This window comes from Robertmurraya siralis (assembly GCF_005502275.1).
Lineage (GTDB): Bacteria > Bacillota > Bacilli > Bacillales > Cytobacillaceae > Robertmurraya > Robertmurraya siralis.
This window is the reverse complement of sequence record NZ_SWLZ01000006.1, coordinates 40,555-59,658: the sequence shown is the minus strand read 5'-3', so window position 1 is coordinate 59,658 and position 19,104 is coordinate 40,555. Positions and strand designations below refer to the sequence as shown.

The following is a 19,104-nucleotide window of genomic DNA, read 5'->3' as shown; positions in this document are numbered from 1 at the left end:
CTGGCTTTCAAATTTGGAAGGGATTATGGAACAAAATGCAGATGCATTTTGATAGAAAACGAATATCACATTGAATTAAAACGATTATCATGGTCAAAGAGTTTTCCTTAAATCTACAGCAGTCACCCATACTTAGTTTGAACGACGTGCCATTAGCGTAAGCTTTATAAAGTTGTAACACCTAGACAATGATCACATTTATTGCTATAACACTCGTGCTGTTCTTCGATCTTTACACCACAGTCGCTACACTCTTTTGCCGGCAAATTATTGAAAAATTCAACAATGCTTTGAATCATGTTTATAGCCTCCTTCGGTTCAGGTGTTTGAAACAGTTTTAATATTATCTTAATTGTATTATAACAGTTTTGAGGTGTCAATACAGTTTTTTTATTATTTTTGTGAAATCTTATATAATGGCATTATGAGGAGGTAGGTTTATGAAATTGACGATTATTGGTTTTTGGGGCGGTTATCCGAAGGTAAATGAAGCGAGTACAGGCTATTTATTGGAGCATGGTAAGTTTAAACTACTGATCGATTGTGGCAGTGGGGTTTTGGCCAAATTGCAAAATTTAGTTGAGCCTGAGGAGCTTGATGCTGTCGTTATATCGCATTATCATGCTGATCACATTGCCGACATAGGGGTATTGCAGCATGCTCGTTTAATAAAAAGTTTCATCGGTGAGAAGCCGGCGACGCTTCCGATCTATGGACATCTATTAGATGAACTGGAATTTAGTAAGCTTACCCATACAGGGGTTACGGAAGGAATTGCCTATAATCCGCAAAAGCGTTTAACTATAGGCCCGTTTACGATTCAATTTTTAAGAACGAACCATCCAGTCCCATGCTTTGCCATGAGAATTGAAGCAGATGGAAAGGCGTTGGTTTATACTGCTGATACCTCATTTAAAGACGAGTTTATCGCATTTTCGGACAAGGCTGATTTGCTTCTTGCTGAATGCAACTTTTTTAAGGGACAAGATGGGAAAAATGCCGGCCATATGAACAGTATTGATGTCGGTAATTTGGCGCAATCAGCGAATGTTAAAGAAGTCATTTTGACCCATTTGCCGCAATATGGAAATCTTGAGAATCTTGTTAGTGAAGCGCAGGAAATCTATGCAGGTCCTGTTTCATTAGCCCAGTTTGGGAAGGTTATAACTTTATAAGGAGTTGATTTAGAAATTGTTGTTTATAGATAATAAGGGGATTACAGATCCTCAAATAAACCTAGCGATTGAAGAGTATGCTTTAAAAAATTTGGATATTAACGAGACCTATTTGCTTTTTTACATAAACGGGCCTTCTATTATTATTGGAAAAAATCAAAACACAATTGAAGAAATAAATACAGACTATGTGGAAGAAAACGGAATTAAAGTTGTTCGCAGATTATCTGGCGGAGGTGCGGTTTATCATGACCTAGGAAACCTGAACTTTAGTTTTATCACAAAGGACGATGGCGAATCTTTTCATAATTTTAAAAAATTTACTGAACCCGTTGTTCAAGCCCTTCATAAGTTAGGAGTTCATGCCGAGCTTAGCGGTCGTAATGACATAGTGGTTGGAGGCAGAAAAATTTCTGGCAATGCCCAGTTTTCTACTCGTGGAAGAATGTTCAGCCACGGGACTCTTATGCTTGATTCGGAAATTGATAATGTTGTTGCAGCATTAAAGGTGAAAAAGGATAAGATTGAGTCAAAGGGGATAAAGTCGATTCGCAGCAGGGTTGCCAATATTTCAGAATTCCTTGATGAAAAAATCTCAATTGAGGATTTCCGGGCTTTGTTGCTAGAATATATCTTCGGCAGCAAAGAAAACATTCAGGAATATGTTTTAACAGAGAAAGATTGGGAGAATATTGATCAGCTTTCAAAGGAGCGCTATCAAAATTGGGATTGGAATTATGGTAAGTCGCCAAAATTTAATCTTCAGCATTCCCACCGTTTTCCTGTCGGCAGCATCGATGTGCGCTTAGAAGTAAATAAAGGAATGATCGAAAACTGCAAAATTTTTGGAGATTTCTTTGGCGTAGGAGATGTGGCAGATATTGAACAAAAATTGCTTGGCAAACGCTACGAAAAAGCTGAAATCGATAAAGCCCTTGCTGATGTCGATATTAAACATTATTTTGGCAATATAACAAAAGAAGAATTTAGTCAATTAATTTATTAACGATGTCTATAGGGCATCGTTTTTTTTTTAGAAAAACAATTAATTTTTCTTTATGCATAAATAAAAGGTAAAAAGGGGGAGGTTTTTCTATTTTAATATTTTAAAAATTCGATTATGTATGCGTTTTCTATTGAAGAGGTGATCTTCTTTTAATATAATATATTTGTGATTTATTAAAAATTTGTGAACATTTCTCAAATTTATGGAAATCAGCATGAAGGTACGCTCCACCTAGTTATCCTATGAAGTTTTTTTCGGGAAATTCTTCACAATAAACAAAGGGGATGGAGTAGATGAATTTATCTTCTCAACTGCATGAAACGGCAAAAAGAGTGCCTCATAAACCAGCATATTATTTTGAAGATCAGCCAAGCACGTATGCAGAGTTGGATGGGGCGATTACAAAGTTTGCTTCTGGATTGGAAAAGCTGGGGGTAAAAAAAGGGGATCATGTGGGTTTGCTATTGGGGAATTCACCTTTTTTTGTCATTGGAATGTACGGGGCATTGCGTCTTGGGGCAACTGTTATTCCGATTAATCCAATCTATACGCCTGACGAAATTGGCTACATTTTGAACAATGGTGATGTGACCACCGTAATTGCCCTTGATTTATTAGTACCATTAGCAGAAAAAATGCATCACACGCTTCCAAAAGTAGAGCATTATATTGTTTGTGAAACGCCGCAGGGAAAAGGAACTAGTAACAGTCAATTATCGATCTACTCAAAGTTGAAATCGTTTTCAGAAGTTGTTGCATTAGGACAGTTGAGTTTTCGAGCACCTGAGGTTGATGAGGATGACGTGGCGCTTATTTTATATACCTCGGGAACAACAGGTAAGCCTAAAGGCGCTATGCTAACTCATAAAAACCTTTATTCGAATGCTAGGGATGTGGGCATTTATCTTCATATGAATGAAGATGATCGAGTGATTACAACATTGCCGATGTTTCATGTTTTTTGCTTAACAGTCTGCTTGAATGCCCCGTTGTTAAGTGGGGCAACGCTCCTCATCGATCCAAAGTTCAGTCCTAAGGAAATTTTTCGACTGGCCAAAAAATATGAAGCTACGGTCTTTGCTGGGGTTCCAACGATGTACAATTTTCTTTATCAATATCCAGAAGGTGATCCGAAAGATTTGCAGTCTTTACGACTATGCATTTCTGGAGGGGCGGCGATGCCAGTTGCTTTGTTAAAGAGCTTTGAAGAGAAATTTAAAGTTGTCATTTCAGAGGGGTATGGGCTTTCTGAAGCAGCACCTGTTACATGTTTTAATCCACTGGATCGTCCAAGAAAAGCAGGCTCTATCGGTCAGTCAATCGTCCATGTTGAAAATAAAGTCGTCAATGAGTTAGGAGAAGAGGTACCTGTCGGACATTCTGGAGAATTAATTGTTCGTGGTCCAAATGTTATGAAAGGCTATTACAAAATGCCGGAAGAAACAGCAGCAACGATTCGCGATGGCTGGCTTTATACTGGTGATATGGCTATGATGGATGAGGATGGGTATTTCTATATTGTTGATCGCAAAAAAGATCTTATTATTGTAGGCGGTTACAATGTTTATCCACGTGAGGTTGAGGAAGTGTTATATAATCATCGAGAAATTGTTGAGGCAGCGGTCATCGGTGTTCCTGATCCGAACCAAGGTGAGGCAGTGAAAGCTTATGTAGTAAGCAATAATCCAGCTTTAACAGAAGAGGCGGTTATAAGCTATGCCAAAGAACATCTAGCAAAGTATAAAACACCAACTCTCATTGAGTTTTTACAAGAACTCCCGAAAAATACAACTGGGAAGATTTTGCGCAGAGCTTTGAAAGAGCAAGTGCTAAAAAGTTGAAAACCTTAAGCTGTAAAGGGTCATTGCTTTGTGGTTCAAGCATTTGATGAGGCAAGCAGCGAACACGGGAAAGCTTCTTTTTACGATATTTTGAGACAAATTAATGGATAAAAGGCAGTGAGAATTTGAACTGCCTTTTTTATGTTGCGCTTGTTAAAAATTGCTGATAAAGGCATGTAACAAATCTTGTAAATGCCCGTTCTTTTCAGTACCTGTTTCTACGTCTTGCGCCAAGCAGTTTAATCATCTAACAGGCATTCCCTCCGCATGGAATTCTTGCTGTTTGAAAAGGGAACAAAGCATCGTGTTGACCTCATTCATCGCTTTCATTGCAAATGGCAGTAAAAATGGATAAATATTATTTTCAAAAAATTTTTAACTTTATGCAAAAACACTTGAAATAATATAGAAGATAATTATATAATTCTAGTTAAATATTGTTATTTAGTACATGAAAGCATAAAAGCTTCAAAGCAGAAAAGTAAATAAAAATGGGGGAACAGAATAATGTTGAAAAAATTAAAAACAGTAGCTGCTGTTGGGATAATGGGAGCACTTATTTTGAGTGGCTGCGGTTCTTCGGAGGAATCTAATGGGGACGGCGGAAGTGGTGATTCCGAAAAAACATATAAAGTGGGAATTTCTCAGATCGTAGCTCATCCTTCTCTTGACGCAGCGACGGTTGGATTTAAAAAAGCGCTCGAAGAGGCAGGGTTAAAAGTTGAATATGATGAGCAAAATGCGCAAGGTGAAATGCCAAACGCACAAGCCATTGCAAGCAATTTTGTCGGTGATCAAGTCGATTTGATCTTTGCCAATGCGACACCAGCTGCTCAAAGTGCTTTAAATGCAACGACTGATATTCCGATTGTGTTTACGTCTGTAACAGATCCGGTTGGAGCAGAGTTGATTACATCTTTTGAAGAACCAGGTGGCAATGTCACCGGAACAAGTGATATGTATCCAGATGCTATTCCAAGCACGATTAAGTTTATTGTTGAAGACTATGGGGCAAAATCCATTGGGACAATTTATAACACCGGTGAGCAAAACTCTATCGTCCAGATTGACGAGATGAAAAAAGCGTTGGAGGGAACAAGCGTCGAGTTAGTGGAAAGATCGGTGGCCACTTCTGCAGATGTTAAACAGGCCGCTGAATCTTTAATGGGGAAAGTAGATGCCATTTACATCATTACTGATAATACTGTTGTGTCTGCCCTTGACGCTGTCATCCAAGTTTCAAATGACAATGATATTCCATTATTCGTTGGCGAAACAGATTCTGTTGAAAAAGGAGCCTTTGCTGCATATGGGATTTCTTATGAAGCAATTGGTTACGAAGCTGGAAAAATGGCCGTTGAGATTTTAAAAGGAGAAAAAAGTCCAGGAGAAATTCCTGCACAATATCCGACAGAGGTTAAGCTTGTAATCAATAAAAAAGCTGCCGAGGAAATGAATGTAGAATTGAAAGAAGAATGGAACGATATTGCGCAATTTTTAGAGTAGGTAGCAATCCAGGGCTTCCACAAATGGAGAAGCCCTTGGTTTGTATGAAAGGATTCAGCATAGTGACTCACCCTAGTGTGATGAGCTTGCGTTTTTCTTGCTGTTATTAAGTAAGTATTATAAATTTAGATTTTTAGATTTGTTTAGTTCCAGCGCCTCTCAAACTTCAGGTTCTCCCCAGTTTATACGGTGATGAGCGAGGCGCTTTCACTTTTCTATTCGAAAGGGAGATTTTATGTTTACTGCAATCTTTGGTTCTGTCGAAGCGGGTGCTATGTATGCCCTCATGGCTTTGGGAGTATATTTATCATTTAGAATATTAGATTTTCCTGACTTAACGGTGGATGGGAGTTTTGTAACTGGAGCAGCTGTTGCTGCTGTCTTTATTATGGGGGGAATGAATCCCCTCTTGGCAACACTATTAGCGATGGTGGCAGGCTTTTTGGCTGGATGTGTAACGGGTCTTCTCCACACAAAAGGGAAAATTAATCCTTTGCTGTCAGGAATTTTAATGATGATTGCCCTCTATTCGATCAATCTGAGAATTATGGGGAAATCGAATATTTCTTTGTTAAATCAAGAAACTCTTCTCACCCAATTTACTGATTTTTGGAAGAGCTTAAAAATTGATGATGCAATCCAGTCTCTTTTCCATACGCTCGGACTTTCGAGTTTTATTCCGAAAACATGGGGAATTTTAGTGATCATGCTCATTCTTGCCTTTATTGTCAAAGTGCTCATCGATCTATTCTTAAAAACCGATATTGGTTTGGCGATTCGGGCAACGGGTGATAACGAGACAATGATCCGGAGCTTCTCTGCTAATACGGATCATTTGAAAGTGCTGGGGTTAGGAATCTCAAACGCTCTTGTTGCATTATCCGGAGCTTTAATAGGGCAGTACAGTGGGTTTAGTGATGTCGGGATGGGGATCGGTATGATTGTGATTGGTCTCGCATCTGTGATTATCGGTGAAGCGGTTTTTGGTGCAAAAACGATCGTGAGAGCAACTCTCGCCGTGATTGGTGGGGCCATTTTATACCGGGTGATTGTTTCTCTTGCGCTGAGGGTTGAATTTTTGGAGACGGGAGATATGAAGCTTATTACCGCCTTTATTGTCGTCTCTGCTCTCGTTATCCCGAAAATGATTGAGTGGCAAAGAGATAAGCAAAAGAAGAAAAAAAGATTGCTTGCACCGAAGGAAAAAATGAATGATGAAGAGAAAAGTGGTGAAAGCCTTGCTGCAATTAAAACAGATTTATAAAGTGTTTAACGAAGGAACACCAGATGAAAAAATTGCCCTTGATCATATTAATCTTGTCCTTGAATCAGGTGACTTTGTTACGGTTATCGGCAGCAACGGGGCAGGAAAATCGACGTTAATGAATATGATCTCCGGCAAGCTTATCCCGGATCTTGGCGTTGTAAAGATTGACGGTTATGATGTGACAACGGAAAAAGAGCATAGACGCTCAAGGTTAATTGGTCGGGTCTTTCAGGATCCGATGGCGGGGACAGCACCATCGATGACTATTGAAGAGAATTTAGCACTTGCATATGCAAGGACACGTTCTCGTCGATTAAAAATCGGTGTATCGAAAAAGAAACGAGAATTTTTTAAAGAAAAGCTTGAGATTCTTCATTTAGGTTTAGAAAATCGGCTTGAGGCCAAAGTCGGCCTTCTTTCTGGCGGTGAGCGCCAAGCATTATCTTTATTAATGGCAACCTTTACGGAACCGAAAATTTTATTATTGGATGAGCATACAGCGGCGCTTGATCCTTCCCGGGCGGAGCTGATAACGAGATTGACGAAGGAAATTGTTCATGAATTTAAGCTCACAACATTAATGGTTACTCACAATATGGAGCAAGCATTGGAGCTGGGCAATAAACTGATTATGATGGATAAAGGACAAATTATTTTTCAGGCAGATGAGAAACAAAAACAGCAGTTGACAGTAGAAAAGCTCTTGGAAGAGTTCCAACGCATCCGTGGGGAAAAAATGAGCAATGATCGAGCGGTTTTAATTTAATCGCTTTGTTTAACGATATTGTTGATAAACGATTTTTGGCTCATTTTGTGCGAATCGAAGATAGATTTCACGCGCCTTTTCAGCATAGCTGCAAGAGAGGGGAAATGAGCCAAAAAATAACAAGTCAATATAATATGTAGTTAAAGAGTGCTGTCACTTATTGCGACAGCACTTTAGCATGTTACGGGTAATGCATCACCAATTGGTAGGTAGTAAGCATGCTGCTGTTATTTTTATACGTATGTGTTTTATTAGCAAGGAAGCGGATGGAGTCACCAGAGTTCAGGTTGAAGCTTTCGTCGCCGATTAGTATTTCAAGCTCACCGCTGACAATAGTAATATACTCTTCAAGGCCTTCGTTATGCTTTTCAGATAGATGAGTACACCCTGGTTCGATTTCAACGGTGAAAATTTCAAACTTTTTTCGTGGATCAAAAGGAAAGATAGGGTAAACGCGATAGTTTCCATTGCTTTCTGTAACAGGAACTATGTTGCTTTGTTTGACGACGATAACATTAGAAGCCTCCTCTTTCATTAATGAAGAAAAGGAAACTTGCAAACCTCTTGCAATTTTCCATAAGGTTGAAACAGTTGGATTTGAATCCCCTCGTTCAATTTGGCCAAGCATGGCTTTACTAACTCCCGTTAATTCTCCGACTTGCTCCAAGCTGTAGCCGCGATTTTTTCGGATGCTCTTTAAATTATCCGCAATATTTTTTTGAATATTTTCCATTTTTCCTCCTATACTCTTGTATAATATAACGCACATATGTATAATATATTTTATCAATTTCGGAAGATTTATGCAAATTTGCAATAAAGAGGAGGTTGGAGATATGTCAGAGATGGTGTTAAATAAATCGGCTACTGAATTCAGACGAGGATTTCAAGCGGGGATTACGATTGCGATTGGTTATTTTCCAGTAGCTCTAACGTTTGGATTATTAGCGAAGACAACAGGATTATCCTTTGGAGAGACTCTTCTCATGAGCTTGATTGTCTATGCGGGGGCCGCTCAATATATTTCTTTAAGTTTATTAACTTTAGGAACTGGTACATTTGAAATCATTTTAACTACGTTTATCGTTAATATTCGTCATTTTTTAATGTCAGCTTCATTGAATGAAAAGAGTGAAGATGAACCTCTGTTGACAAAGGCAGCGTACGCATTTGGCATAACGGATGAAACATTTTCGGTAGCCGCTGTGAAGGAAGGAACTGTTTCAGCAGGGTATATGTTTGGCCTAAATATGATTGCCTATTTAAGCTGGGGCATTTTTTCTGGAGTTGGTTATATGGTCGGTTCAAGTTTGCCGAAAACATTTCAGGAAGGAATGTCGGTTGCCCTTTATGCCATGTTCGTTGGATTGTTAGTTCCGTCGATGAAGAAGGGGCTGAAAGTCGTATATTTGGCCGTGTTGGCAGCTATTTTTAATACTGTTTTTACAATAACCAATGCTTTATCAACAGGCTGGGCAATTGTCTGTGCAACTTTGCTCTCAGCGGTCATTGTGGAGTGGGTTGTATTCATTAGGGGAAGACAGAGGAGGGTGAAAAATGAACAGTGAAATCATGTGGATGATTATTGGCATGGGTGTGGTTACCTTTATTCCAAGGATGCTGCCATTTGTTCTTTTTCGTGGAAAAGAATTGCCTGAATTTCTTCAAGGTATTTTAAGGAATGTTCCCTACGCAACGTTGGGAGCCCTTATTTTTCCTGGAATTCTTTTTATTCAAGAGGATATTTGGTATGGAGTGCTAGGTGCGGCTGTTGCTTTTGCCATTGCTTTTCTTGGTGCAAATGTGATTGTTGTCGTCCTAGGTTCGATCGCTGTTCTTTCTCTCTATTCTTTGCTCTTTTAATTTTTGCTTTTGGCGCGTATTGCTTGAGGAAGCAAACTTTACCTTATGCTTAACAATCGTTTTCATGCTGTTTTTAATGAAAAAAATGGTTTCCCTTTACGTGGCGTTAACGTATGATTTGAAAATTTTGAGATGATAATAGAAAAGTCTCAGTTCTAAATGTTTTTTTTGCTACTAAAATGATAATAGAGGGGTTGTACCATTATACCCGTTGAACAACGTGAAGGGGGAGTGACATGGCGAGAAAAATTGGTCTATACGGAATTATTGCCTATATCCTTTATGGCCTGTTTTTTTATTGGTATTTATTCTATTTTGCTGATACAAGTCTGCCGTTTGAATATGAAGGCTCAAAAGCAGATCCAGCCACATTTTTAAATGGACGGGAGCTCATGCTGAGTGAGGAGTATTCCAAAATAAGAAATTTATTATTTTTTTTGAGCACGCCTTTTGAATGGCTCTTTTATTTATTTGTGCTGTTAGCAGGTCTTTCAGGTGCTTTTAAGAAATGGGCAGGGCAGTCTTCAAAGTATAAAATCATTCAGACTGCAATATATACGATTTGGCTTACTTTTTTTGCATTTGTAGCCACTTTCCCATTAAGTTATATTAGCTATTCTTTGTCAAAGTCTTATAATATTTCGACACAGTCATTCTCATCATGGATGAAGGATGAGCTAATTGATTTTTGGATTAATTTTGGAACGATGTTTATTATCGTTGCAGTCCTCTACTGGCTTATGAAAAAAAGTCAAAAGAGATGGTGGTTGTACGCGTGGTTATTATCTGTGCCGTTTACACTGTTTGTAATGTTTCTACAACCAGTCGTGATTGATCCTTTGTATAATGATTTTTATCCATTAAAGGATAAACAATTAGAAGCGAAGATATTAGAGCTTGCTAGTGAAGCAAATATTCCTTCAGAGCATGTGTTTGAAGTGAATATGGCAGAAAAAACGAATGCCCTTAATGCTTATGTCACTGGTATTGGCTCAAATTCCCGTATTGTGCTGTGGGATACGACGTTAAATCGTTTAAACGATGAACAAATTTTATTTATTATGGCACATGAAATGGCACATTATGTTGAAAAACATCTCTATATTGGGATTGCTGGATATTTGCTTTTATCATTAGTAGGCTTGTACTTAACCTATCGTCTTATGAATTATGCGGTAAATAGGTGGGGAGAAGCATTAAAAATTCCTGCAGTGCACGATATTCGCTCTTTTCCACTTTTCCTGATGATCTTATCGATGCTCCTATTCGTATCAAGCCCTGTTTCCAATTTTGTTTCTAGATACCAGGAGATGAGAGCAGATCGCTATGCCATTGAAATGACTGGTAATACGGAGGCCGGGATCGGGACCTTTCAGGAGTTAAGCAGAGCGGGTCTAAGCCAAGTGAATCCACCGCTTTTAGTGAAAATTTTCCGCTATGGTCATCCGACGATGCTTGAGCGCATTTCAATGATAGAGGAGTATGAAATTGAAAAGATGAGACAGAGTGAAGAATAGTGAAAGTTGTATCACGTATACGAAGGGCAGAGAGTCCGTTTAGGGCTCTTTTTTAGTTGGAAGGATTTGCTGCGCAGCTTGTATTTTGCCGATGATAAGCGAGAAGGAAGCAAAAATTACCTCTTTATAAACATAGTTTTGCGCTAAAAAAATCCCCGCTTAGTTGGAGAGGGGAGAATAGCATAAGTACTAAGTTCCGAACCTTTGCTTGAGTTCTATATATTGCGTGGAAAGCTGAAGAAAGGTGCTTTTATCTTTTTTATCAATTGCCTGATCAATTTGTAGGAACAACTTTTCCTTTTCAGACTTTAATAATGATTCCGATAAAACCATATCGATGTATAAGTTCATCATGAATGCTTCTTTTTTGCGATTCATTGCACCGGACTTCATTAATTCTGGATAAAATTTTTCTTTCATCGAGATCACCTCTGATGCCTTTTTGATATTATAAAGGATTTCTTCATGGTAATCAATTGAATTTTTAAAATTTTTAGATAAATTTCTTCAATAGGAAATTATGACTAATTTTTGAACAATTTGGTAATTTATAGAAATGACATAAAATCAGCGTTATGATGGTAATGGATGGCTTTACACTGAAATTCTTTTGTTTGACTGAGAAAAAAGGCCTATTTCCAGTTTTAACATTTGGTTCAGTAGCAAGCAAATCAATTTGATTATAAGGAGATTAAGAAATGGAAAACGAAAAGCTAATCATTGAGGAATATGAAATTAATTCCTCCACAGCCATTGTGATGCCAATCGAATATGGGAGTAAAATTTTTTCGAAAATTTATGAGCTTGAGGAGGAGACGATCTCCCCATTTAAACCGTTCGAGCTTGTAAAGGAAAGTTGTTATAGCTTCGGGAGCACTTATGAAGGAAGAAAAGCTGCCACCAAGAGACTCATCGGGGCATCCCATAAAGTCCCCATTGCGATTTCCCCGCTTATCTACCTTTTCCCAACAGCATCACCTGAAAATCCTCATTGTGCTTGGGTAGCTCATGAACATATTCTTGATTATAGAAAAGGAAAAGATAATAGTACAACGATAATTAAAATTCAAAGCAATCGTTACATCCCCCTGCCTATTTCAACTCGCTCTTTTGAAAATCAATTGCTCCGTACCCTAATGTTAAAGTCCACTCTTTCAAAAGGCGCTGAACAATCTATTACAAGAGCGTTTTACGCGAAAAAATTTCGAAAACAAAAAGCCGCTGCTGAAAACTCCGAACTTTACGATTGGGAATGAGCATGGCTATTGAATACTGAGATGTGTTAAATAGAACTCAAGCAGTTCTTGTACTTTGTTGCGAATTCTTGGGTTGAAATAATTATGCTGCTCTTCGTAGCCCCTGTAGAGAAACGTATACATAGTAAACGCTTCATCTCTTTTTAATTCAAATACTTTAAGATTATTTTGTTTCATATACTTTTTTATTTGCGCTAATTCTAATTGAATGGTCTTCATCGATTTTTCAATGAGATTTATATAAGGTTGTTTCAGCTTAAATGAACCTTGATTAATCAATTCTAAATCTCGATTTAAAATGGTGAGGACCATGGGCAAATAGATCGCCTTTTCAATGATGTCCCGCTCTTCCTCAGGGATTCTAGTCATAATCGTTCACCTCAACATTTCATTAAAAAACAAAACATATGTTCGTGTATTTATTTTATATAAAGTATTTCCATTTGACAAGAGTTGATGCACGAATTTAATTTTTTCGCGATGCTATATAAGGCTGTGGATTTTTCCTTAGTTGCTCTTGCCCATTCAACCTATTGGACAGGGAAGGGGAATTTGTATTTCGAAGGCAAAATAGAGTTATTTTCATTATTTACAAAAAAATGCGCAAAAAAGAAGGATAATATATTTCAATTATCGAAATAAAAAGAAGATTGAAATATGGAGGGATGAAAATGTCGAAAAGGTATTTAAAAGCTGAAGATTTATATGCATTGAAGTCAGTGGCAGATCCACGCTTGAGTACAAATGGAAAAGATCTTGTATACGTGGAAACAAGCATTTCTGAGGAGAAAGATGAGTATGTATCAAACCTTTTTTACATAAATGTTGAAGAAAAGAATGCTCCGGTGCAATGGACTTACGGAAATGATCGCAATCATTCGCCGCGCTGGTCGCCAACTGAGGATAAGCTTGCCTTTGTTTCAAATCGCAGTGGAAAGAATCAAATTTATGTAATACATGCAAACGGTGGAGAGGCACGACAAGTTACCACTTCGATTTATGGTGCCTCCAATCCGATTTGGTCGCCAGATGGGAAGAAAATAGCTTTCAACGTATCATTACGCGAGGATGAGAAATTAGAGGATACGGATAAGAAAGAAGAGAAAAAAATAGTCCCGCTTGAAGTAGACAAAATGAAATATAAGTCGGATTCCTCCGGTTTCTGGGATGGGAAATATTCACAAATTGCAATTGTGGAGTTGGAAACAGGAAAAATAGAATTAGTAACGGAAGGAAATCGTGATTATCAGTTGCAAGGCTGGTCACCAGATGGGAAATCGTTGGCAGTAACGGCAGATTTTAGCGAGAATTTAGATTTTTCTTTTGTAAGTGATGTATTCCTGCTTGAATTAGAAACGAAGAAATTCGAAAAGATTACACCAGGGACTGGTTATTTTAGTGGAGCCACTTGGTCTCCAAACGGGAGATATATCGGCATACTTGGCCATGAAAGGGAATTTGAAAATGCAACATTAGTGAAAATTTGGGTTTATGATACAGAACAAAAGGAACTCTCTTGTCTTACAGCAGAGTCTGATTTACTCATAGGAGATTTTGCGATTGGTGATTTTCAACAAGGAGCCGTTTCGCCAGGGCTGCTCTGGGCTGAAGATAATGAAAGTTTCTATTTTCTAGCTTCTGATCGTGGAAATACGGTCGTCTATTATGGATCTTTAAAAGGTGAGATGTATCCTGCTCTATTAGAGCGTCAGCATGTTTATGGATTTACAACTGGAGGAGAGCTAAATCGCGCAGTTGTCGCGATTAGTAAGCCGACATTACAAGGTGAACTATTTTTATTAGATGTTCCCACAGGGCAGCTTACCCAGTTAACAAATGTAAATAGTGAGTATGCAAATGAAGTCGCGTTAGCTGAAGTTGAGGAAATTGAATTCAAATCTAAGGATGATTGGGACCTTCACGGTTGGTTGATGAAACCTGCACAGTTTGAGGAAGGTAAGAAATATCCGCTAATTCTTGAAATTCATGGTGGACCACATGCGATGTATGCTAATACCTACTTCCACGAATTCCAAATGCTTGCAGCGGAAGGATACGCTGTCCTATTTATTAATCCAAGAGGAAGCCATGGCTATGGTCAAAAGTTTGTCGACGCCGTCCGTGGAGACTACGGTGGAAGAGATTATGCAGATTTAATGGAAGCTGTTGATTATGTATTAGAAAAATACGATTTTATTGATGTAAATCGTTTAGGGGTAACTGGAGGCAGTTACGGCGGCTTCATGACAAATTGGATTGTTGGTCATACAAATCGCTTTAAGGCTGCCGTGACTCAACGTTCGATTTCCAATTGGATTAGCTTTTACGGAGTGAGTGATATCGGTTATTACTTTAATGCATGGCAAATTAAGAGTGAGCTTGAAGATGCTGAAACGTTGTGGAAGCATTCTCCGCTTGCTTACGTTGGCAATGTGGATACACCGCTTCTTATTTTGCATAGTGAGAAGGATTTCCGTTGTCCAATTGAACAAGCTGAGCAACTATATATTGCTTTAAAGCATCGGAAAAAGGAAACAAAATTCATTCGCTTTCCAGAATCCAATCATGAACTGTCACGCAGTGGAAAACCTAGCTTAAGAATTGCCCGTTTACATTACATTTTAAATTGGTTTAAAGAGTATATTAAGTAGAAAGAACATTTAACCGCAAAGCTTCTTGTTTTGCGGTTTTTTTCATTCTCTATAAGATTTTTGCTCATCGAATCCGATCAAAATAGAAAAAAATGCCCATTTTTGATACTCTAGTATAAAGAAGATAAAGGGGTTTACTCTACCAGAAAAAGGCATAATAATTAAATTGAAACTTCTTGGGCGAAAAGAGTGTCTAATAAAGTAGAAACTTGAGGATTGATGAAGCTTGAAATAAATCTGTTGAATGGAAGGTATTTAAATGAGATACGAAAAACAAAGGCAAAAGAAAAAAAGAAAGTGGAAGGTTGTTCTGCTGCTTCTTTTTCTAAGTATTGCCGGCTTATTAGGATACAGCTATTTGCAATACCAGCAAGGATTGTCCAAATCTCTGGAAAAAGCTGAAAGCAATTCGATATTGCAAAAAGAATATGAGTTTAACGGTAAAAAGGATCGCTATGGAGGAATAAATATCCTGTTGCTAGGTAGTGATTCCCGTGGGGAAGAAAAAGCGCGAACGGATACAATTATGATTGCAAGATATCATCCGGAAGAAGGAACTTATAAGCTGATCTCTATCATGAGAGACTCATTTGTCGATATTCCAGGCTATCAAAAAAATAGAATTAACACAGCATTCGCTCGAGGTGGTCCGGAATTACTTCGAGAAACGATAAAAGAAAGCTTTGATATTGATATCCAATACTATGCCATTATTGATTTTGAAGGATTTGTTCAACTGATAGATGAAGCTTTTCCAAATGGAGTCGAAGTTGATGTTGAAAAGAAAATGTCCCGCAATATTGGGGTTACATTAGAACCAGGCCTTCAACGCTTAGATGGAGAGCACTTGCTTGGCTATGTTCGTTTCCGGTATGATGCGGTTGGTGATTTTGGTAGAGTCGAGCGTCAGCAAAAGGTCGTGAAAGAAATTGGCTCGCAATTAACAAGCATTCAGACAATTCCTAAGCTCCCTAAATTGATTGGCGTTGTGACACCGTTCATTAATACGAATATGGATACAGGTGATATGTTGTATATTGGAAAAGACTTCCTAGCCAAAGAAAATCGTAAAATTGCTTCCTTGCGAATTCCAGTTGATGGAGCGTGGACAGATACTAGAGTTAATGGTGCAGACGTCTTGGAAATTGATTTAGAAAAGAACCGAACTGCAATTCATGAATTCCTTGCAAATTAAAAAGGAGATTTTTAATGGACATCGATGTGCTGAAAGAATGGATAACAAATGAAAATAATATCATGGAGGTCATAGATAAATATCGCTCCTTTGGGCCGTTACCCGGAATATTACTACCAATGATTGAAGCCTTTTTGCCATTTTTGCCTTTGGTGGTCTTTGTAATGGCGAATGCCAATGCCTTTGGTCTTTGGTTCGGTTTTTTATATTCATGGATTGGAGCATCGGTAGGCGCTTTCTTAGTCTTTCTTTTGATACGCCGTTTTGGACAGAAACGTTTTTTAACCTTTTTAAAGAAAAATATAAAAGTTCAAAAACTGATGGCTTGGGTGGAAAAACACGGATTCGGACCGCTGTTTCTGTTGCTCTGTTTTCCTTTTACACCATCCGCAGTCGTAAATATTGTGGCGGGCCTTTCAAAAATTAGTATTTATCAATATATGCTTGCTGTGCTTACTGGGAAAATGGTCATGATTTTTATGATTAGTTTTGTTGGGCATGACCTTCATTCTCTGATTACTCAGCCGATTAGAACGGCTATTGTTGGTGTAGTTATTTTTATTCTTTGGCTGGTTGGAAAGCAGATAGAGCTACGTATAAACAGAAGCGTTGAAAAAGAAAGACAGCATTCATAATGTTTTCGCAAGTATTGGAGGGAGGAATTGCTTTGATAGAGAATGTGAAAAAAGAGGGATTGGAATGGGTGAAAGCAATTGGGATTGGTTTAATCATCTTTGTTTTCATTCGCGCTTTTTTCTTCTCCAATTATGTTGTAGAAGGACGTTCAATGATGCCGACTCTCGAGGACGGTAACAAGCTGATTGTAAATAAAATTGGCTTCCAAATTGGAGATTTAAAGCGATTTGATGTTATTGTTTTTCATGCAAATGAAAAGGAAGATTATGTTAAGAGAGTGATCGGATTACCGGGGGACACGATTGAATATAAAAATGATCAACTCATTATAAATGGAAAAAAGATGGATGAGCCTTATTTAGAAAAACATCGCAATGAAATCCTCACCAAACGATTGACTGAGGATTTTACCTTACAGGAAAGAACAGGAGCTAAGGTTGTTCCAGAGGGAAAGCTGTTTGTTCTTGGAGATAATCGTCTAGAGAGCTGGGACAGCCGCCAAATGGGCTTTATCTCAGTCGATCAAGTAGTAGGAAAAGTGAATTTACGCTATTGGCCGCTTGATCATATGGAGATATCTTTTTAAAATATGCGACAAAAAGAAGCTGTTCAAAAGGTCGTTGGAAGAGGTGCTGTACCCCAGAAGTTAGAGTTAAAAATCTAACCTCTGGGGTGCAGTACCAAAAGCGATGCTTTTGAGGAGCCCTCTTTTTTATCGTTTGGTTTTGCTAAACAATATTGTGGATAAAAAGTTTTATTAGCTCAGTTCGTGTGGATTTATTCTTTCGATAAGAATGCTCAATTCCTTTTCTTTTCACCCATTCAATTTTGCACTATGCCTTTGCCCTAATTCCTGTGTTAAAAGGAATCCAAGTATAAGGTTCATTAAAAATAGTCCAATAAGTAAGAGAAGGACATGCTGAAAATTTAGCAGCAAAACAACTGGTGAAGCAATGCTGGCTCCTGTTAAAAGAATAAAGGAATAAAGAGTGAGTGCTTTTGCTCGATGGCTGCCTCCTAAATTGCCAATCAATGTAATGATCGTGGGAATAAGAAGAGAAATTGAGGCAACAAATAGTATCGATAAAACCATGAGAGCAATGAGGCCATGAAAAATGCTCATTGAAATCAAGCTGCATATACTGATGACAAGTCCTGTAAACAGCGTCCTTTCCACACTGAATTTCTCAATCATTTTTCCGGTAAACAGAGATAAAATTGCTCCAGTTAGTCCCACTGTTCGAAGATGAAAAAGCTGCTCAGGTGACCCGCTGAAAAAACGGCCGATTGCATCATAAAGCGAAACGAAAGAAAACAATAAGGTGAAGGTGATCCCATAGCATTTAAGAATGGTTGCATCTTTAAGGAGTGAAGTCATGATGGAAAGGGCGGAGCGATTTTCACGTAACGGTAGTTTAGATGCAGGCAGAATCAGTACACAGCATAGAAAGAGAATAAAATAGCACATCGCATAAAAATAATAGACAGCGTTCCAAACTGAAAAAGCAGTAATGGTTGAACTGAGCAATTGACCGATGATCCCAGCGAGCAAAAAGCCGGTGTTAATAAAGGCGAGAAGTAGAGTTCTTTTTCTTTCTGAGTAGAGGTCGAATGCCAAGGCAAACGCTGCTGGGGCAAAGCTTCCAAGCGTTAAACCTTGAAGAGAACGGGCAGCATATAGACCGATTGCTCCGTCTGCCATCCCGACCATGAGAGTTGAAAAAATGGAAGCGAACATCCCGGCAATGATGATATTCCGTCGTCCAAATTGGTCAGAAGCAGGACCAAAACAGAGGAGTCCAATCGCATAAAAGAGGGAAAATAGACTCCCGGCAAGAACAGCGTGATTTTCATTAATTTGTAAAGTTTTTGAAACATTTTCGTAAATCGGGATTAATGTATAAATATTGCTGGCTACAAAGATTCCGGTAATGGTTAGCAAAATTGCTGTTAATTGCAACCGGACTTTCACAATAATCACCACCTATCCCACCATATGCTACAGTGAATGTTTTCGTAAGTTGTATAAGGGGAAGAACATTATTTTAAGGTAAAACCGTTATAGGTAAGAAAGGTCCCGTCGAGATTTAAACCAGAGTAGACATTCCACATATTGTCCCCAGGTATGAGGATAGGAGTTCTTCCACTTTTAAAATCTTCTCCAAATGTTGATTTCGATGGTGGATTCCGCAGCCAAGGATTGAATAGAATTTGAGATAATCTTCCGGAACTCCTAGGCAGCGAAATTGAATATCTGGATGATATTCTTCCATATATCGATAAGGATGAAAAAATTTCCATTTTTATACAAATGATCGTGTGTATTTTTTCGAATGCACTCTCTTCATAATGAAAATTCGTTGTGACGTATTAATGGGGGAAATGATTCACAAATTTATAATTTTACTTCGAATTGCCTCCGCTT

General features: G+C 38.3%; 19 protein-coding genes. 14 read left to right on the top strand and 5 right to left on the bottom strand.

What is annotated here, in order from left to right; all coding sequences use genetic code 11:
• Positions 1 to 164 precede the first annotated feature (164 nt).
• On the bottom strand, positions 165 to 299 hold the full coding sequence (gene yhfH, locus FCJ93_RS09920) for a protein YhfH (protein ID WP_095309893.1): 135 nt from the start codon (positions 297 to 299) through the stop codon (positions 165 to 167).
• Positions 300 to 440: 141 nt separating this feature from the next.
• On the opposite strand from yhfH, the gene FCJ93_RS09915 reads away from it, so the two are divergent.
• The 6 genes from FCJ93_RS09915 to FCJ93_RS09890 all read left to right on the top strand — a co-directional run bounded on the left by FCJ93_RS09915 (position 441) and on the right by FCJ93_RS09890 (position 7,561).
• Complete coding sequence (locus tag FCJ93_RS09915) at positions 441 to 1,175, top strand: MBL fold metallo-hydrolase (RefSeq protein WP_137743603.1); 735 nt, start codon at positions 441 to 443, stop codon at positions 1,173 to 1,175.
• Between the two features lie 16 nt (positions 1,176 to 1,191).
• Positions 1,192 to 2,181: a lipoate--protein ligase gene (locus FCJ93_RS09910; RefSeq protein WP_095309897.1), complete on the top strand. Its 990-nt coding sequence runs from the start codon at positions 1,192 to 1,194 to the stop codon at positions 2,179 to 2,181.
• Between the two features lie 293 nt (positions 2,182 to 2,474).
• On the top strand, positions 2,475 to 4,022 hold the full coding sequence (locus FCJ93_RS09905; protein WP_137743602.1) for a fatty acid--CoA ligase family protein: 1,548 nt from the start codon (positions 2,475 to 2,477) through the stop codon (positions 4,020 to 4,022).
• 507 nt (positions 4,023 to 4,529) lie between these two features.
• Positions 4,530 to 5,528: an ABC transporter substrate-binding protein gene (locus tag FCJ93_RS09900; protein WP_137743601.1), complete on the top strand. Its 999-nt coding sequence runs from the start codon at positions 4,530 to 4,532 to the stop codon at positions 5,526 to 5,528.
• Between the two features lie 235 nt (positions 5,529 to 5,763).
• Positions 5,764 to 6,792 carry an ABC transporter permease gene (locus FCJ93_RS09895; protein WP_137743600.1) on the top strand — a complete coding sequence of 343 codons (1,029 nt, stop codon included), beginning with the start codon at positions 5,764 to 5,766 and terminating at the stop codon, positions 6,790 to 6,792.
• Complete coding sequence (locus tag FCJ93_RS09890) at positions 6,767 to 7,561, top strand: ABC transporter ATP-binding protein (protein WP_137743665.1); 795 nt, start codon at positions 6,767 to 6,769, stop codon at positions 7,559 to 7,561. Before FCJ93_RS09895 ends, FCJ93_RS09890 begins: the two co-directional genes overlap by 26 nt.
• A 181-nt stretch (positions 7,562 to 7,742) precedes the next feature.
• Here the strand turns inward: FCJ93_RS09890 and FCJ93_RS09885 are convergent, their stop codons facing one another.
• Complete coding sequence (locus FCJ93_RS09885; protein WP_095309907.1) at positions 7,743 to 8,294, bottom strand: helix-turn-helix domain-containing protein; 552 nt, start codon at positions 8,292 to 8,294, stop codon at positions 7,743 to 7,745.
• Between the two features lie 103 nt (positions 8,295 to 8,397).
• Between FCJ93_RS09885 and FCJ93_RS09880 the strand changes: the two genes are divergently transcribed.
• From FCJ93_RS09880 to FCJ93_RS09870, 3 genes are all read left to right on the top strand, one after another.
• Positions 8,398 to 9,129 (top strand): AzlC family ABC transporter permease, encoded by a 732-nt coding sequence (locus tag FCJ93_RS09880; protein ID WP_137743599.1) that lies wholly within the window; start codon positions 8,398 to 8,400, stop codon positions 9,127 to 9,129.
• Complete coding sequence (locus tag FCJ93_RS09875) at positions 9,119 to 9,424, top strand: AzlD domain-containing protein (protein WP_095309911.1); 306 nt, start codon at positions 9,119 to 9,121, stop codon at positions 9,422 to 9,424. Before FCJ93_RS09880 ends, FCJ93_RS09875 begins: the two co-directional genes overlap by 11 nt.
• A gap of 236 nt (positions 9,425 to 9,660) precedes the next feature.
• The gene (locus FCJ93_RS09870) at positions 9,661 to 10,941 is read left to right on the top strand and encodes a M48 family metallopeptidase (protein ID WP_137743598.1); all 1,281 of its coding nucleotides are present in this window, start codon (positions 9,661 to 9,663) and stop codon (positions 10,939 to 10,941) included.
• Positions 10,942 to 11,130: 189 nt separating this feature from the next.
• On the opposite strand, the gene FCJ93_RS09865 is transcribed toward FCJ93_RS09870, so the two are convergent.
• Entirely contained in the window at positions 11,131 to 11,361 is a 231-nt protein-coding gene (locus FCJ93_RS09865; RefSeq protein WP_095309915.1) for an IDEAL domain-containing protein, read from the bottom strand.
• 278 nt (positions 11,362 to 11,639) lie between these two features.
• Here FCJ93_RS09865 and FCJ93_RS09860 point away from each other — a divergent pair, with 278 nt between their 5' ends.
• Entirely contained in the window at positions 11,640 to 12,197 is a 558-nt protein-coding gene (locus tag FCJ93_RS09860) for a competence protein ComK (protein WP_095309917.1), read from the top strand.
• 6 nt (positions 12,198 to 12,203) lie between these two features.
• Here the strand turns inward: FCJ93_RS09860 and FCJ93_RS09855 are convergent, their stop codons facing one another.
• Positions 12,204 to 12,566 carry a hypothetical protein gene (locus tag FCJ93_RS09855; protein ID WP_095309919.1) on the bottom strand — a complete coding sequence of 121 codons (363 nt, stop codon included), beginning with the start codon at positions 12,564 to 12,566 and terminating at the stop codon, positions 12,204 to 12,206.
• A gap of 302 nt (positions 12,567 to 12,868) precedes the next feature.
• Between FCJ93_RS09855 and FCJ93_RS09850 the strand changes: the two genes are divergently transcribed.
• From FCJ93_RS09850 to lepB, 4 genes are all read left to right on the top strand, one after another.
• Positions 12,869 to 14,848, top strand: a complete 1,980-nt coding sequence (locus FCJ93_RS09850; protein ID WP_095309923.1) for a S9 family peptidase — start codon at positions 12,869 to 12,871, stop codon at positions 14,846 to 14,848.
• Between the two features lie 259 nt (positions 14,849 to 15,107).
• Positions 15,108 to 16,043 (top strand): LCP family protein, encoded by a 936-nt coding sequence (locus FCJ93_RS09845; RefSeq protein ID WP_095309925.1) that lies wholly within the window; start codon positions 15,108 to 15,110, stop codon positions 16,041 to 16,043.
• 14 nt (positions 16,044 to 16,057) lie between these two features.
• Positions 16,058 to 16,678 (top strand): TVP38/TMEM64 family protein, encoded by a 621-nt coding sequence (locus FCJ93_RS09840; protein WP_095309927.1) that lies wholly within the window; start codon positions 16,058 to 16,060, stop codon positions 16,676 to 16,678.
• A gap of 32 nt (positions 16,679 to 16,710) precedes the next feature.
• Complete coding sequence (lepB, locus tag FCJ93_RS09835; protein ID WP_137743597.1) at positions 16,711 to 17,265, top strand: signal peptidase I; 555 nt, start codon at positions 16,711 to 16,713, stop codon at positions 17,263 to 17,265.
• A 228-nt stretch (positions 17,266 to 17,493) separates the two neighbouring features.
• Here lepB and FCJ93_RS09830 read toward each other — a convergent pair whose 3' ends face one another.
• On the bottom strand, positions 17,494 to 18,651 hold the full coding sequence (locus FCJ93_RS09830; RefSeq protein ID WP_137743596.1) for an MFS transporter: 1,158 nt from the start codon (positions 18,649 to 18,651) through the stop codon (positions 17,494 to 17,496).
• Between the last annotated feature and the right edge of the window lie 453 nt (positions 18,652 to 19,104).

What these genes read in the sequence shown, in the direction of transcription:
- yhfH (WP_095309893.1), bottom strand. Translation starts at nt 299, where the DNA reads ATGATTCAAAGCATTGTTGAATTTTTCAATAATTTGCCGGCAAAAGAG.
- FCJ93_RS09915 (WP_137743603.1), top strand. Translation starts at nt 441, where the DNA reads ATGAAATTGACGATTATTGGTTTTTGGGGCGGTTATCCGAAGGTAAAT.
- FCJ93_RS09905 (WP_137743602.1), top strand. Translation starts at nt 2,475, where the DNA reads ATGAATTTATCTTCTCAACTGCATGAAACGGCAAAAAGAGTGCCTCAT.
- FCJ93_RS09900 (WP_137743601.1), top strand. Translation starts at nt 4,530, where the DNA reads ATGTTGAAAAAATTAAAAACAGTAGCTGCTGTTGGGATAATGGGAGCA.
- FCJ93_RS09895 (WP_137743600.1), top strand. Translation starts at nt 5,764, where the DNA reads ATGTTTACTGCAATCTTTGGTTCTGTCGAAGCGGGTGCTATGTATGCC.
- FCJ93_RS09885 (WP_095309907.1), bottom strand. Translation starts at nt 8,294, where the DNA reads ATGGAAAATATTCAAAAAAATATTGCGGATAATTTAAAGAGCATCCGA.
- FCJ93_RS09880 (WP_137743599.1), top strand. Translation starts at nt 8,398, where the DNA reads ATGTCAGAGATGGTGTTAAATAAATCGGCTACTGAATTCAGACGAGGA.
- FCJ93_RS09875 (WP_095309911.1), top strand. Translation starts at nt 9,119, where the DNA reads ATGAACAGTGAAATCATGTGGATGATTATTGGCATGGGTGTGGTTACC.
- FCJ93_RS09870 (WP_137743598.1), top strand. Translation starts at nt 9,661, where the DNA reads ATGGCGAGAAAAATTGGTCTATACGGAATTATTGCCTATATCCTTTAT.
- FCJ93_RS09865 (WP_095309915.1), bottom strand. Translation starts at nt 11,361, where the DNA reads ATGAAAGAAAAATTTTATCCAGAATTAATGAAGTCCGGTGCAATGAAT.
- FCJ93_RS09860 (WP_095309917.1), top strand. Translation starts at nt 11,640, where the DNA reads ATGGAAAACGAAAAGCTAATCATTGAGGAATATGAAATTAATTCCTCC.
- FCJ93_RS09855 (WP_095309919.1), bottom strand. Translation starts at nt 12,566, where the DNA reads ATGACTAGAATCCCTGAGGAAGAGCGGGACATCATTGAAAAGGCGATC.
- FCJ93_RS09850 (WP_095309923.1), top strand. Translation starts at nt 12,869, where the DNA reads ATGTCGAAAAGGTATTTAAAAGCTGAAGATTTATATGCATTGAAGTCA.
- FCJ93_RS09845 (WP_095309925.1), top strand. Translation starts at nt 15,108, where the DNA reads ATGAGATACGAAAAACAAAGGCAAAAGAAAAAAAGAAAGTGGAAGGTT.
- FCJ93_RS09840 (WP_095309927.1), top strand. Translation starts at nt 16,058, where the DNA reads ATGGACATCGATGTGCTGAAAGAATGGATAACAAATGAAAATAATATC.